Origin of the sequence: Archangium minus (genome assembly GCF_044360475.1) — a bacterium.
GTDB classification, from domain to species: domain Bacteria; phylum Myxococcota; class Myxococcia; order Myxococcales; family Myxococcaceae; genus Archangium; species Archangium minus.
On record NZ_CP043494.1, the window covers coordinates 8,446,931 to 8,461,861 of the forward strand.

12 protein-coding genes are annotated in these 14,931 nt (G+C 67.2%); 6 read left to right on the plus strand and 6 right to left on the minus strand.

The features are described from left to right. Window positions 1-21: 21 nt before the first annotated feature. The 3 genes from hslU to F0U60_RS34290 form a co-directional block, all read right to left on the minus strand. On the minus strand, window positions 22-1,422 hold the full coding sequence (gene hslU / locus F0U60_RS34280; protein ID WP_395806267.1) for an ATP-dependent protease ATPase subunit HslU: 1,401 nt from the start codon (window positions 1,420-1,422) through the stop codon (window positions 22-24). Between the two features lie 12 nt (window positions 1,423-1,434). Next, complete coding sequence (gene hslV, locus F0U60_RS34285) at window positions 1,435-1,962, minus strand: ATP-dependent protease subunit HslV (protein ID WP_395806268.1); 528 nt, start codon at window positions 1,960-1,962, stop codon at window positions 1,435-1,437. A gap of 99 nt (window positions 1,963-2,061) precedes the next feature. Then, entirely contained in the window at window positions 2,062-3,099 is a 1,038-nt protein-coding gene (locus F0U60_RS34290; RefSeq protein ID WP_395806269.1) for an SDR family NAD(P)-dependent oxidoreductase, read from the minus strand. A gap of 197 nt (window positions 3,100-3,296) precedes the next feature. Here F0U60_RS34290 and F0U60_RS34295 point away from each other — a divergent pair, with 197 nt between their 5' ends. The 3 genes from F0U60_RS34295 (at window position 3,297) to F0U60_RS34305 (ending at window position 8,292) form a co-directional block, all read left to right on the plus strand. Further along, on the plus strand, window positions 3,297-4,649 hold the full coding sequence (locus F0U60_RS34295; RefSeq protein WP_395806270.1) for a sigma 54-interacting transcriptional regulator: 1,353 nt from the start codon (window positions 3,297-3,299) through the stop codon (window positions 4,647-4,649). A 354-nt stretch (window positions 4,650-5,003) separates the two neighbouring features. Beyond that, window positions 5,004-6,818, plus strand: coding sequence for a M4 family metallopeptidase (locus tag F0U60_RS34300; RefSeq protein WP_395806271.1), 1,815 nt, complete (start codon window positions 5,004-5,006; stop codon window positions 6,816-6,818). Window positions 6,819-6,930: 112 nt separating this feature from the next. Beyond that, window positions 6,931-8,292, plus strand: coding sequence for a family 16 glycosylhydrolase (locus F0U60_RS34305; RefSeq protein ID WP_395806272.1), 1,362 nt, complete (start codon window positions 6,931-6,933; stop codon window positions 8,290-8,292). Window positions 8,293-8,323: 31 nt separating this feature from the next. Here the strand turns inward: F0U60_RS34305 and F0U60_RS34310 are convergent, their stop codons facing one another. Together F0U60_RS34310 and F0U60_RS34315 are read right to left on the minus strand one after the other, a co-directional pair. Further along, window positions 8,324-9,385, minus strand: coding sequence for an L-dopachrome tautomerase-related protein (locus tag F0U60_RS34310; RefSeq protein ID WP_395806273.1), 1,062 nt, complete (start codon window positions 9,383-9,385; stop codon window positions 8,324-8,326). 81 nt (window positions 9,386-9,466) lie between these two features. Then, window positions 9,467-9,961, minus strand: coding sequence for a GbsR/MarR family transcriptional regulator (locus F0U60_RS34315; protein ID WP_395806274.1), 495 nt, complete (start codon window positions 9,959-9,961; stop codon window positions 9,467-9,469). A gap of 95 nt (window positions 9,962-10,056) precedes the next feature. Here F0U60_RS34315 and F0U60_RS34320 point away from each other — a divergent pair, with 95 nt between their 5' ends. The 3 genes from F0U60_RS34320 to F0U60_RS34330 all read left to right on the plus strand — a co-directional run bounded on the left by F0U60_RS34320 (window position 10,057) and on the right by F0U60_RS34330 (window position 13,763). Beyond that, entirely contained in the window at window positions 10,057-10,989 is a 933-nt protein-coding gene (locus F0U60_RS34320; RefSeq protein ID WP_395806275.1) for an ATP-binding cassette domain-containing protein, read from the plus strand. After that, a complete protein-coding gene (locus tag F0U60_RS34325; RefSeq protein ID WP_395806276.1) occupies window positions 10,986-12,590 on the plus strand; it encodes an ABC transporter permease in 1,605 nt (534 codons plus the stop codon). The genes F0U60_RS34320 and F0U60_RS34325 overlap by 4 nt, the downstream gene beginning before the upstream one ends. 642 nt (window positions 12,591-13,232) lie before the next feature. Further along, window positions 13,233-13,763, plus strand: a complete 531-nt coding sequence (locus F0U60_RS34330) for a GNAT family N-acetyltransferase (protein ID WP_395806277.1) — start codon at window positions 13,233-13,235, stop codon at window positions 13,761-13,763. Here F0U60_RS34330 and F0U60_RS34335 read toward each other — a convergent pair. After that, window positions 13,738-14,736, minus strand: a complete 999-nt coding sequence (locus F0U60_RS34335; RefSeq protein ID WP_395806278.1) for a hypothetical protein — start codon at window positions 14,734-14,736, stop codon at window positions 13,738-13,740. The two genes, F0U60_RS34330 and F0U60_RS34335, sit on opposite strands and share 26 nt — an antisense overlap. Window positions 14,737-14,931 lie beyond the last annotated feature (195 nt).

A 14,931-nucleotide genomic window follows, 5' to 3' on the forward strand; every position in this document is an offset into this window, starting at 1 on the left:
GAAGGCGTCCCTGGGGTGGGACTAGAGTATGTAGCGTGACAGGTCCTCATCCTGGACCACGGAGGCGAGGCGCTCGCGCACGTAGGTGGCATCGATCTGCAGGTCCCTCGGGCCCTGCTCGCTTGCATTGAAGGATACCTCGTCGAGCAGACGTTCCAGTACCGTGTGCAACCTTCGTGCACCGATGTTCTCCGTTCGCTCGTTGACGGACTGCGCAATGCGGGCGAGTTCCGCGATGGCATCATCGGAAAACTGCAAGCGTACACCCTCCGTGGCCAGCAGCGCGGTATACTGGCGAATCAACGAGTTACGCGGCTCTCGGAGGATGCGGACCAGGTCCTCGCCGCTGAGCGGCTCCAGCTCCACGCGGATGGGGAAGCGGCCCTGAAGCTCGGGGATGAGGTCGCTCGGCTTGGAGACGTGGAAGGCGCCCGCGGCGATGAAGAGCATGTGGTCCGTCTTCACCTGACCGTACTTGGTATTGACGGTGGAGCCCTCGACGATGGGGAGGATGTCGCGCTGGACGCCCTCTCGGGACACGTCCGGGCCGCCGCCCTTCCCGCCCCCCTCGCGGCTGGCGATCTTGTCGATCTCATCGATGAAGACGATGCCGCTGGTCTCCGCGCGCACGAGCGCCTCGCGGGTGACGCGATCATTGTCCACCAGCTTGGCGGCCTCTTCCTGCTCGAGCAGCCGCAGGGCCTCGGGGGCACGCACCTTGCGCCGCCGTGAGCGGCTCATGCCGGGCATGTTCTTGAAGAGATCCTGCAGGTTGATGCCGATCTCCTCCATGCCCTGCCCGGAGAAGTTGCGCATGAAGGTGGGGGAACCGCTCTCGGTGCTCTCCACCTCCACTTCCTGGTCATCAAGCGTACCGGCGCGCAGCTGCGCCCGGAGCTTCTCGCGCTCGGTGTCTCCGAGCCGAGGCGCGGCGGGAATCGGCGGGGGCGCCATGAAGCCGATGCCACCCGAGGGACGCGCGGAGGGCCCATTGCCGGAGAGCAGCTGCGCCAGCCGGTCCTCGGCGAGCTCGATGGCGCGCTCGCGTACCCGCTCCATCTCCTCGTCGCGCACGAGCGCGATGGCGGACTCAACGAGGTCGCGCACCATGGACTCGACGTCGCGGCCCACATAGCCAACCTCGGTGAACTTGGAGGCCTCCACCTTGACGAAGGGGGCCTGCGCGAGCTTCGCCAGGCGCCGGGCGATCTCCGTCTTCCCCACGCCGGTGGGGCCAATCATGATGATGTTCTTGGGGTGGATCTCATCGCGCAGCTCCTCGGGGACCTGCTGGCGGCGCCAGCGGTTGCGCAGGGCGATGGCCACCGCGCGCTTGGCGGCGTTCTGTCCGACGATGTAGCGGTCCAGCTCGCCAACCACCTCGCGGGGAGTGAAGGCGGGGCTCTTGCGTCCGTTGCTCACGGTAGTGCTCCCTCAGAGCTCTTCGATGGTGACGTTGGAGTTGGTGTAGACGCAGATGTCCGCGGCGATCTGCATGGCGTGGGTGGCCACGTCGCGGGCGGGCAGCTGCGTGTGCGTCATGAGCGCGCGGGCGGCGGCGAGCGCGTAGGAGCCCCCACTGCCCACGGCGGCGATGCCGAAGTCGGGCTCGATGACATCGCCGGCGCCGGAGAGGATGAAGGTCTTCTCGCGGTCCGCGACGATGAGCAAGGCCTCCAGGCGGCGGAGGAAGCGATCGGTGCGCCAGTCCTTCCCGAGCTCGACACATGCCCGGGCGAGGTTCTTCTGGTGCTCCTTGAGGCGAGCCTCGAAACGCTCGAAGAGGGTGAAGGCGTCGGCGGTGCTGCCCGCGAAGCCGGCGAGGACGGAGCCATCACCGATGCGGCGGACCTTCTTCGCGGTGTTCTTCATGATGGTCTTGTCGAGACTGACCTGACCGTCACCCGCGATGACGACCTTCCCCTCTCGGCGGACACAGAGGATGGTGGTGCCATGGAACATGCCCGGGGGTTTAACAAGCGGAAGAGGGGGTTTCCATGATTCCCCGACCGGTTGTTCGCCCCCTCACCCTCCGCGCGTTAGCTCTGCGCGGTGCGTCGTTCAGATGGGCAGATAGCGCCGTTCATCAGCGATGGCGGCGGCACCGAGAGCCTGGACCCGCTCGTCCCGACTGTTCGCCAGCACTTCGGAGCCAAGTCGCATCTTCGACGTCTGGCCGGGCTGTCCTGGGAGCGGCAGCCGACAATCGACGAGGGCGAGGACCCGGGTCATCAGGTTCGGGGCCAGACCCTGCGCACGCGCGGACAGCCACGACATGAACGAGACGGCCCGCTCCGGGTCTCCGTACTCGGCGGCGTCGACGACCACGCGGGCCGTGCGCTCGGCACGGGTCGACGTGCTCGGCGAGGTCAGGCTGCGTGTGAACCACTGGAACTCCTCCTCCACACGGCCGTTGAAGTGGACGTGCAGCGGCGCGCCGTTGCTCAGGGGCGGCGGAGTGATGGTGCTGACGTACACGCCCTCCTTGGCGAGCTCGACGGAGAGTGTCTCGGACCAACCCGTGGCCGCGTACTTGCCGACGGCGTAGGCCGCCTGGTGCGGGGTCGGCACCTTCCCGCCAATCGAGGTGATGTTCACGATACGTCCGAAGCGCCGCGACCGCATGTGCGGCAGGACGGCCATCGTCGGGTGGTAGTGCACCCAGAAGATGTTGCGGAGCGCCGTCTCCACGTCCTGCGGCTCCAGCTCCACCGCCGGCCCGACGAAGCACTGGCCAGCGTTGTTCACGAGCACGTCGATCGTCCCGAAGCGCTCGAGCACCCGCGCGACGAACGCGTCCACCTGCACGGGGTCGCTCGCGTCGCAGGCCTCCCCGTACACCTCGGCCCCTCGCTTGCGGAAGGCCTCCGTGGCCCGGGCAATCACCTCTCCGTCGCGGCCACAGATGGCCAGCCGGCAGCCTCGCTGCAGGAACTCGCGCGCGATGGCGAGCCCCAGCCCACGTCCGCCCCCGGTGATCACCACCACCCGCCCACTCAGGTCGATGCGCCGCGCTCGCCGGGCCGCGACCCCCAGAAGCAGCCCGGCTCCCACCAGGCCCAGCACCCCCACCCCACCCCAAGACGCTCGCCCCGCCATGCTTGCCCCCTCGCCCAGACTCCGTGCTCAGCCCGTTTCCTGGCCCCCAGACGCCGACTGGAGGGTAGTCAGCCCTGGCACAACTGACCACTCTCCCCAGGGACGTCCGCCGGGCGACACCCGGTCGGCCAGGGAATCGGTGAAAGACCCGCTGACACGTCGTGCCACGGGCCGGGGAGCGTGGTAGCGTCCGGTGCGTGGCCGCGTCGTACGACAAAGAAGAGAATTCGGATCCGACAGCGACTCTGGTCCGGGCCGGTCCCGGTCGGGTGCGGCTGAAGCTCCTCATATTGTCTGGCGTCGAGGCCGGGCACAGTCACTCGCTTGATAACGGTGAGTACACGGTGGGCAAGGCCCCCTCGTGCGACATCGTGCTGAGTGACAAGACCATCTCGCGGCAGCACCTGAAGTTGCAGGTCCGCGACGAGGGCGTGCTGGCAATCGACCTGGACTCGCGCAACGGCTCCTTCTGTGAGGGGATGCGCTTCTCCCAGGTGGAGCTGCGCCCGGGGAACGTCATTACCCTGGGGACCACCGAGCTCAAGGTGGTGCCGGAGGACACCCGGGAGCGCTCCATGCCGCTCTCGACGCGCGACCACTTCGGCGCCCTGGTGGGCACCAGCCGCAAGATGCGTGAGGTCTTCACCCTGCTGGAGCGCATGGCGCCCGGCGGCTCGGACGTGCTCATCCAGGGCGAGACAGGCACGGGCAAGGAGCTGTGCGCCGAGGCACTCCACCAGGAGAGCCGGCGCGGCAAGGGTCCGTTTGTCATCGTGGACCTGGCGGGCATCGCCCCCTCGCTCATCGAGTCGGAGCTCTTCGGCCACGTGAAGGGGGCCTTCACGGGCGCCCAGGGCGATCGCGCCGGCGCCTTCGAGCGGGCGAGCGGAGGAACCGTCTTCCTCGACGAGGTGGGCGAGCTGCCGCTGGAGCTCCAGCCCCGGCTGCTGCGCGTCCTGGAGCGCCGGCAGGTGAAGCGGGTGGGCGCCAACGACTACCGCACGGTGGACATGCGGGTGGTCGCGGCGACGCACGTGGACCTGGAGGGCGCGGTCAAGGAGGGCAAGTTCCGCAGGGACCTGTTCCACCGGCTCGCGGTGCTGCGCGTCACGCTGCCCCCTCTGCGCGAGCGGCCCGAGGACATTCCCCTGCTCATCGACACGGTGCTGACACGCATGAACCGGCCGCCCAGCGCGCTGTCGGATCAGACGCGGGCACTGCTGGCCCAGTACCCGTGGCCAGGCAACGTGCGCGAGCTGCGCAACGTGGTGGAGCAGGTGGTGAACCTGGGCGAGGAGGCCCTCCCGGAGCTGCCTCCGCTCCCCGGAGACGAGCCGCGCTCCGGCGGCCACATCACCCACGAGATGGAGCTTCCCTTCAAGGAAGCCAAGGAGCGGCTCATCGAGGGCTTCGAGCGCGACTACCTCAAGGGTCTGCTCGAGCGCTGCGAGGGCAACATCTCCCGAGCCTCCCGCGAGGCCGGCATCGATCGCGTCTACCTGCGCAAGCTGCTGCGCAAGCACGGGCTCGAGGATCGCGACGGCGCCTGAGCAGCCCGGACCCGACTCGGGACGCTCAACTCCCCCAGGTGATGACCTCCGGCGCCTCCCCTCTGACGAGGAGGCCTCCGCCGGAGGTGTGTCCGTCATGGCTGGTGTCGGCAGTCACCAGACCGTAACGGCAGTCACCAGGCCGTGACGCAGGCCTCCCGAGGAGGGAGCCCCTCCGGCGTGATGACGGGAGTCACCGGACACGTCCCGCCTCGTGCGGGTCCGCCCAGTGAAATCGAAGGTTTCCACTATCAGCGCTCATAACGCGGCGCGTGGCACACAAGCTGCTCTGTACGGCACACATCAGCCACCGACGGTGGCCATGTCCCACACCGGAGCAGAGTTCCCACCGCCATGCAGATCTCCAACCGCCTCCAGAAGCCGTCCGTCGCGCCGACGTCGTCCCCCACCGCTCAGCCGCTCGCCGAGTCCACGCCGAAGAGCCAGGCCCGCGCCGTCACGGGTTTCGAGTCCGGCTCGAGCTTCACGTCGGCCACCGCGCGTCCAGCCGTAACGCTCGCTCCGACCCCGCTCGTCGCCCCCACCACCGGTCCCCTGCCCCTGGGCAGCCCGGAGGCCCAGAGCGCCATCCAGAAGTCGATCGACTTCCTCCAGAAGCAGTCCAGCTCCGGCCTCCGCGGCGTGGTGCCTGGCCCGAGTGCCTCGCAGGCCGTCTCGCCCCGCTCCGTGGAGAAGGATGAGCTGGGCATGACGCACGTGCGCCTGGACCGCCAGCACGAGGGCGTGAAGGTCTTCGGCGAGCAGCTCATCTCCCACCTCGCCAAGGACGGCAAGGTGGCGAGCATGACGGGCGAGCTCTCCCGGATCCCCACCGGACTGGGCAAGGAGCCGGTGAAGCTGTCGGCCAACGACGCGCTGGCCATCGCGCAAAAGGAGTTCGCCGGCAAGACGGACAAGGCCACTCCGCCCTCCTCCGAGCGCGTGATTGTCCAGGACAAACAGGGCAACTACCGCGCGGCCTACCATGTGCAGCTCACCAACACCCAGGAGCTCGAGTCCAACGCGCGCCCCCGGCGGATGAACTACTTCGTCGACGCCCACAGCGGCGAGCTGCTCAAGAGCTTCAACCAGATGGGCGGCATCGAGCTGCCCAAGGACCACGGCCACGGCGCGCGAGGCGCCACCGCCAGCCCGGCCACGCCGACCCCTCCCACCGCGCCCACCAGGCCCGCCACGGGTAGGACGGATGACACCTCGCTCTACAGCGGCAAGGTGGACCTCACCACCACGAAGAACGCCAATGGCACCTACTCCCTGGAGGACAAGACCCGCGGCAAGGGCGTGGTGACGTACGACGCGAAGAACAAGGAGACGGCCAGCGGCCAGACGTCCATCACCGATAGGAACGACGTGTGGGGCGAGGCCACGGACGACTCGCGCACCAAGGCCGCGGTGGACGCGCACTACGGCGCCCAGACGACGTATGACTTCCTCAAGGAAGTGCTCGGACGCAACTCGCTGGACGACAAGGGCGAGAAGCTCGTCTCCTACGTGCACGTCGACAAGAACTTCGTGAACGCCTACTGGGACGGCACGAAGATGAACTACGGCGATGGTGACGGGAAGGACGCCGGCCCGCTCACCACCCTGGACATCGCCGGGCACGAGATCGCCCACGGCCTCACCGAGCGCACCGCGGGCCTCATCTACGACGGCGAGTCCGGCGGCCTCAACGAGGCGATGAGCGACGTCATCGGCACGGGCGTGGAGTGGTTCGCCTCGCAGAAGAACCAGGCCGTCCAGTTCGACTGGAAGGTGGGCGAGGACGCGTGGACGCCGGCCAACGGCACCGGTGACGCCCTGCGCTACATGGATGACCCGACGAAGGACGGGTACTCCATCGACAACTACAAGGACTACCCGAAGCAGACGGAGGTGCACGGCTCCAGCGGCATCGCCAACAACGCCTTCTATCTGCTCGCCAACGGCGGCACCAACCGCACCTCGGGCCAGAAGGTGGACGACGGCATCGGCATGGAGAAGGGGCTGAAGGTCTACTACCGCGCCCTTGCTCACTACATGACGCCCACCACCACCTTCGCCCAGGCCCGCCAGGCCACCATCAACGCGGCCACGGACCTCTACGGAGCCAACTCGGCCGAGGTGAAGAAGGTGACGGAGAGCTGGAGCGCGGTGGGCGTGAATTGACCCGTTCGCGCCCCGGGCCCCCTCCTTACGCGTAAACCCCTACTTACCCCATGGATGCCCTGACGCGTGGATGAAGCCAGGGCATCCACGCATGCCCCCGCAGGAGACACACATGACTCGACGCCATCTCACTTCAGGTCTGCTGGCCGTTTGCGGACTCGCGGCCCTTCACGGCTGTGCCATGGATGCCACAGAGCTCGAGGACGCCGCACTCGGGACCCATCAGCAGGCGGAGCTGGCCTACAACCCTGGCTCCGGTTGGAACCTTGTCTGGTCCGACGAGTTCGACGGGACGAGCCTCAATGGCAACAACTGGACTGTCCTGACGAGCAATTGGGATCCGGTCACCAACAACTGCAACTTCGGCACGGGTGAGCTGGAGTATCCCCGGGCGCAGAACGTCACCGTGGGCGGCGGCAAGCTCATCCTCACCGCCGAGCGCACGAGCGACAACCCGATGGATTCACGGTGCACCGGCTACGGCCCGCGCTCGTTCTACTCCGGCCGCATCCACACCAAGGGCAAGGTGGAGAAGAAGTACGGGAAGATCGCCGCCAGCATCAAGGTCCCGTCGGGTTACGGCATGTGGCCGGCGTTCTGGACGCTGGGCGCCAACATCTCCAGCACCCCGTGGCCCGGCTGCGGGGAGATCGACATCCTCGAGTGGCACTCGAATGACCCCACCTGGATGAAGTCCGCCACCCACTGGCACAACGGCGGACAGGCGGACTGGGGCACCGGCGCCAGCGGCGGCTACAACCTCGCCGACTCCTTCCACGTCTACGAGGTCGAGTGGACCGCCAACACCATGGTGTTCCGGCTGGACGGCCGCATCGTCGCCAACAACACGTTCAACCACAACGAGAGCGAGTTCCAGCAGCCCCACTACCTCCTGCTGAACCTGGCGCTGGGCGGGAACTGGTATGGCAACCCGAGCCCCGCCAGCATCGACCTGCCCTGGGGCGTGAAGAAGACGATGGAGGTCGAGTGGGTGCGCTGGTACCAGCAGGGCAGCACGCCTCCGCCGCCTACCTCGCTCACGAACCCGGGCTTCGAGTCGGGGATGACCGGCTGGTCCACCTGGAGCCCCAACGGCACCGACGCCGCGGACTTCTCTGAGACGCACAACGGCGGCCACTCCGGCGCCTACCACCTGACGCACTGGACCAACGGCACGCCGTTCGAGGTGTGGACGTACCAGACGCGCAGCGGACTGGCCGCGGGCAACTACAAGGTCCGCGCGTGGGTGCGCAAGGGCGGCGGCTTCGATCTCGCGCGCCTCCAGGCGAAGACGTGCGGCAGCTGCTCGCCCGTCTTCACGGACCTGGGCTCGTACGGCAACTGGACCCTGGTGGAGACGCCCGCCATCTACGTCTCCGGGGGTTACCTCGAGCTGGGCTTCCATACCCGCCTCAGCTCGGGCAACTCGGCCAACTACATCCACATGGATGATGTGGAGCTGATCCGGCTGTAACGGGCCTCCACCCTCCCCGGGTCCGACGGCTTCACGGCGAGAAGCGGTAGATCTCGTACGCACCGCGCTCAGCGGGCGGCAGGTGGATCTGCGAGGTGGTGACGTAGATGTCGCCTCGCGGCCCCTCCGCGAAGCTGTCGGGCCAGAGCAGGCGGGGATCCTTGATCACCTGCTCGTAGCCGCCACCGGGGATGTAGCGGTAGATGGCTCCATCCTCCAGACCTCCGAGCCAGAGACGGCCCTTGGTATCGAAGAGGATTCCATCCGTGGCCACGATGGTGGCCACCCGCTCGATCTTCTTGGCGAGGGCCTCGTCATTCTGCTGGAGGTCGCGCAGGGCCTCGGCGGGGATACGCCACAGCGTGTGACCCGAGAGCGCGCTCCAGTAGAGCGTCTTCCGATCCGGGCTGAGCGCGATGCCATCCGACTGGACCGACCTCTCGAAGGTCCGGCCCATGATCACCGTGCGATTGAACTCGGCGTGGGTGGAGGGATGATCGCGCAACACCTTGCGCGAGCTTCCACTCTTCAGATCGAGCACCACCAGCCCCCCGGCCTGGGAGTCGGTGAGGTAGGCGACCTCGCGCTCCGTGTCGATGCGGACGTCGTTGAGGTAGCTGTTACCGGAGGACACCTCGGGCGGGAAGGTGAAGGTGCGCACGGGTCGTCCGCTCGCGATGTCGAATTGGTAGAGCGTGGGCTGCGTGATCACCCCCTTGAACTGGGGGTTGCCCGTATCGAGGATCCAGAGCCGATCCTGGTCGTCGGTCACCACGCTCTGCACCGCGACGAAGTGGCCCTCCCCAGGCGTTCCCGGCTTCCACTCGTTCCAGGTGGCATCCGGCCAGGGGACGATGGCGCCGTCCTTCACCTCGGCGACGGAAACGGGCACGTCCTCGGACCAGCGGGGAAAGTTGACGAAGATCCTCCCCTCCTTGGAAACAGCGATTCCCGTCCACTGCCTGGGCGAGCTGGCCACGAGCTCGAGGGCGGGCGCCTTGGCTCCCGGCTGAGCGGAAGGATCGGGACGGTTGGAGGTCTGGGCACAGGCCGCCGTCACCAGCGCGGCGGCAGCCAGGAGGATTCTGCGCATTGAGAGACTCCTTGCTCGAAGTTGGGCTCTCTAGATGCGGGAGGGGCGCCGGCTTCGCCACCCTTTGTGACGGCAAGGCGTTCAGCCCTGGCCCTTCTTGGAGCGCTGCTCCCGCCATTGCGCCAGCAATCGCGGCATTTCGCCCCGCATGTACTCGAAGAACTGCCGCGTCTCGTCCAGCCGGAGACCGGCCAGACTCTCCGTGCCCACCGCGTCGATGCCCTCCCGCAGCACCTGCTCGAAGCGCAGGAGCATCTGGTCGCGCCGCGTGAGTGCCTCGTACCAGGCGTTGGAGAAGATCCGGTAATGGTCGCTGCGTTGTCCCGGCTCGCGCTCGCGCGCCACCAGTCCCACCTGCTCCAGATAGCGCACGGCTCCAGAGATGGCCGCCGGACTCACCCGGAGCTGCTGGGCCAGCTCGGCTGCTGTCCGAGTCTCCTGTTCCGCGACCAGCAGCCCCACGAACACCCGGGCGGGCATGCGTGGAAACCCATTGTCCGACAGGACCAGGGCGAAACGCTCGACGAACCGGCCCACGGCCACCTCGTCACGTTTCGTCCCCGCTTTCTTACCCATGACCACCTCCTCCACTGATGTTTCTCCACCATCCGCGAAAACCCCACAATCATTATAGTTTTCACAAATTTGTGAAAACTCGATATCTTCACCCCATGTCAATCGCGATCCAGATTCAGGGCTTGGTCAAGTCGTTCGGCCAGACACGGGCGCTCGATGGGCTCGAGCTGTCCGTGCGAACCGGCGAGGTACACGGCTTCCTCGGCCCAAATGGAGCGGGCAAGTCCACGGCGCTCCGGGTGCTGCTGGGGTTGATGCGGGCGGACGCAGGCGAAGTCCGGCTGCTGGACGGAGACCCTTGGAAGGACGCCACCCGGCTGCATCGCCGGCTCGCCTATGTGCCGGGAGACGTGTCGCTGTGGCCGAACCTCTCGGGCGGTGAGGTCATCCACCTGCTCGGCCAGCTACGTGGAGGGCTCGACACCCGCCGTTGCGCGCAGCTCCAGGAGCGCTTCGCGCTGGATCCCCGGAAGCAGGGACGCACCTACTCCAAGGGGAACCGGCAGAAGGTCGCCCTCATCGCGGCGCTGGCCTCCAACGTGGAGTTGCTCATCCTGGACGAACCCACCTCGGGGCTCGATCCCCTGATGGAGAGCGTGTTCCAGGAGTGCATCCTCGAGGAGCGGCACAAGGGGCGGACCGTGCTGCTCTCCAGCCACATCCTCGGCGAGGTGGAGGCGCTCTGTGATCGCTTGAGCATCATCCGCAACGGGCGCACGGTCGAGAGCGGCACCCTCGCGCAACTGCGCCACCTGTCCCGGACCACGCTGTCGGCGGAGCTGCAGAACGCGCCGTCCGGGATGGAGGGATGGCCAGGCGTGCATGCGCTGCAGGTCGATGGCACCCGGCTGCGCTGCGAGGTCGACGCGACCGAGCTCAATGCCGTGCTCCGGCACCTCACCACCCTGGGCCTGCGCAGCCTCGTCAGCCAGCCGCCCACCCTCGAGGATCTCTTCATGCGGCACTACCAGACGCAACAACCCGCGGAAGCTGTCCCCACGCGCCCGTCCAAGGCGGTGTCCCCGTGAGCGCCTGGGAGGGAACGGGCCTGCTCCTCCGGCACCTCCTGCGACGCGAGCGGTTCGCCACGCCTGCGTGGATCCTCCTGCTCGTGGTCATGGTGGTGGGAACGGTGCCCCACTACGCCCGTATGTTCTCCACCGAGCCGTTGCGCCAGGACTTCGCGGAGTTCGTCCGCCACAACACCTTGACGCTCGCGTTCGGTGGGCAGCTCTCCAACGCCCGTCTCGAGTCGCTCGCGGCCTGGAAGATTGGAGACATCCTCTACAGCCTGTTGGGGCTGATGACCGCGTTGCTCGTCATCCGGCATACCCGGGCCGAGGAGGAGAGCGGGCGACTCGAGTTGTTGGCCGCGGGAGGGATTGGGCGCTTCGCCCCGCTGACGGCGACGCTCCTCCTGGCATGCGGAGCCAGCGTGCTGACCGGACTGCTCTGTGCGCTCGGGTGGATCGCCCTGGGGTGCGAGCCCGTTGGGTCGCTCGCGTTCGGGTGCGCGCTGGCAGCCCCCGGGTGCGTCTTCGCGGCGGTAGCGGCACTGGCGGCACAGCTGGGCGCAAGTACACGCATGGCGACGGGGATGACCTTCGCCTCGCTCGGAGCTGGGTACGTGCTGCGCTTTGTAGCGGATGGAAGCGGACAGCTCTGGCTGAGATGGTTATCGCCTCAGGGCTGGAGCCATCTGGTCGAGCCGTTCGCGGACCGTCGCTGGTGGATCCTCGGTCTGCCTTTGCTTGTAACCCTCGTCCTCGCGGGGGTCGCGCATGTGCTGGTGGCGAGCCGGGACCTGGGCTCAGGCGTGCTGCCTTCACGTCCCGCGCCCGAGGACACTCCCGGACTCAGGAGCCCACTGGCGCTCGCCTGGCGTCTGCAACGGGGGCTGTTGCTGGGGTGGATGAGCGCCTTCGCCCTGCTCGGCGCCTTTGTGGGAGGCCTGCTCCAGGGACTGAATGAGGTCGGCGGCCAGAACCCCTGGTGGCGGGAAATCGTCAACCGCTATGGCAGTGGCCCGAACGTCCGCATCAGCGAGCTCCTCGCGTGGGTCCTCCTGCTCAGCCTGGGATACCTCGCCACGCTCTATCCCATCCTGGTGACGTTGCGTCTGCGCTCCGAAGAGGAGCAAGGCCGCGCCGAACTGGTGCTATCGACCGCTGTCGGGCGGGTGCGCTGGGCCGCCAGCCACCTGGTGTTCGTGGTCCTGGGGCCCGTGGCGATGATGGCCGCGAGCGGCATCGCCCTCGGGCTCGTTCATGGGAGCAACACGGGTGAAGTGGCGCTCCAGCTCTCCCGAAGCCTCGAGGGCGCGCTGCTCCAGGTGCCCGCGATCTGGACGATCGCTGGGATCGCGGTGTTCGCGTACGGTGTCGTTCCGCGCTTCACCTCCGCCATCGGTTGGACGACGTTCCTGTTCATCAACGTCTTCGGGGAGGTTCTCGGTCCCATTCTCGGCCTGGAGTACGCCGTGGCGAATCAGGCCATCCCCTTCCACCACCTTCCGCGGATCCTCTCGGGCGGAGCCTTCACTGTCATCCCGCTGCTGGTGTTGACGGGTCTGGCCGCGGTCCTGGGCACCACGGGAGTCCTGGTGCTCCGACGCCGAGATCTCGATTGAACAGGACCTGGCCCGTGGGCAGCAGTGTCGCGGTGTGCTGGATGCGAGCTGAGGCCATAGAACCGGCAGCGCTCCAAGTCCCCGTGGCCGGGTCGTACACCTCGGGCGTCCCGGCCTTGTCATGACCCAACCCCGTGACGAGCACCTTTCCGTTGGGGAGCAACGTCGCCGTGTGCTCGGTGCGGGGTGTGGACATGGAAGCCACTGCATTCCATTTTGTCAGGGCTTCCAAAGCTGCCCACAGGAGCCGCCCACGAAAATGCCAGGGTGTCGCTAGGGTCCGGGTCATGCGCGCTGGCCGTCAGCGTCACCTCTTCCCCAGGAGCCACCCGCAGCGGGGTGCCAACCACCGAGTCAAAACCCAGGGAGGATCCAATCATGCCGAGCACGGGAATCACGGCGACCCTTCCGCCGCTAATGCCCAAGATCTCCAGGAGGCCTCCTGTCAGGAACCCCACGGCCCCTTCCCACAATGAGGCCCACACGCCGCCATCTCCGCCTACGGCCTCTCCGCCCCACCAAACCCCCACGGCCTGCTACCTGCCAGGCCCCATTCATGAGAATTCCCGAACGTTGGAGCTGGGGCCATTCCAGCGCGAGACGCAACCCTTCACCTGAACGCTTCAGTGAATAGGAATTTCGGTGAGCTCCTTCTTCATTCGTGACGCCCGTCCCGACGATGCCGCCTCCTTGTGGGCGCTGCAGCAGGCTGCCTATTCACCCCTGGCGCGGGTCCTGCCTTCCCGCCCCACGGCACTCGACGAGAGCGAGGCGTACTTGCGTCAGCGGTTGGAACACGTTCCCTGCCAGGTCGTGGTGCACGTTGGCGGCGAGCTGGTGGCGGCCGGGCGCATCGAGGGAGTGGCACCCCTTGGGGAGTTGAAGCGAATCGCGGTGCACCCCGCTCGGCAGTCCCTGGGCCTGGGACGGATGTTGGTGCTCGCGCTGGAGGAGAAAGCGCGTCAGCTCGAGTTCGTCCGCCTGCGCGCTGGCACTCGCCGAAGGCTGCCCGGCAATGTGGCCTTCTACGAACGGCTCGGCTACCAGCTCGTGGCGGTCGAGCCCTACCCCGCCGGCATCGACGATGAGACTGTCTGGCTAGAAAAGCTCCTCCTCGCCAGACAGGGTGAGGCCTCCAGCTCAAACGCTAACGGCGGCGAACCATCCACATGAGGGACAACGTACCGAGGAGCGCCAGGAACGCCGTGTTCCTGGTCCTCGCTGCGCCCCCGGCCACCGCGCAGCCCAGGAGCCCAGGAGGATCCACCGTTTCTTTCAGGCACAAGGGCGTGCCCTCCAGGATGTGCCCCGCGGGGTCCACCACGCGCCAGGCGAAGCACGGTGTGTAGGAATCATCGTGCTCAGGCATTGGAATGAGGGTCTCGGCCGGCTCACCCGAGCTGTTCACGCCCCATACACCATGGAGTACGTCGTGCTCCAGGTGCTGGTCCGGCTTGTTGAATTGGTAGGGCGTCCGGTCGGTGATCCAAATCTCGAAGTGATAGGTGCCCAGCGCATCTCCGCCCCGGACTTCGGGCACTCGCACCTTTGCGCGGGTCCCCGTCTCCGTTCCGACCTTCCTGCAATCGCACGAGCCGTCGCAGTCGCGCTTGTCCTTTTCGAAGGACTCGAGGCTCACGTCCAGCCCACCGAGGAGCTCGAGGGGCGGAGACACCTGCGTCCCGGTCGAGAACGTCTCGTGCAGCTCGGTGGGCCCTTGGGCCTCCGTGGGCCGGGCGATGCTTTGCTGCAGCGAGCCCACGAGCTCGTAGCGCCGGTTCGGGAGCAAGGGATTATCAGGCAGCCAGGCGACACCGGAGGACGCTCCCCACCAGGGGCGGAGCTTCCCGGGAACCACCTCTCCCGTCTCACCATCCGTGACGGTGACCGTGAGGAGATCCCTGAACGCCGCCGGGGTGTGCGTGGGTTGGCTCGTGATCGCCCAGGCTCGCGGGGTGAGCAGCAGCGCCCCATCGAGAGACACCTCCGTCGCCCCGTCTCCAGGGCGGCTCTCGGCGAACGTGTAGTAGAAACTGGGGGACGGCGGTGGAGAACAGGCCTCGGCGGGTGGGGCCTTCAGCAACACCGCGAGGGCCATCACTGTCTGGACGAGGCAGACTCCGTGCAGGTAGGAATTGAAACGCACCAGGACTCCTGGGAAGAGGGTTCGCCGGTGCGCTTGTGCAAGGCTCGAACCATGGGCGTGGAGCGGGCTCCCCTGGCGTCAGGTTGACGTGAAGCGCGACACCGGCGTCAGGGAGGCCTCGGATATGCCGCATGCAGGAGGTTGAAGCCCTGAGAGTTGAGAGTCAGCGACGGAGTCACTGAAGTCCGGGTGACA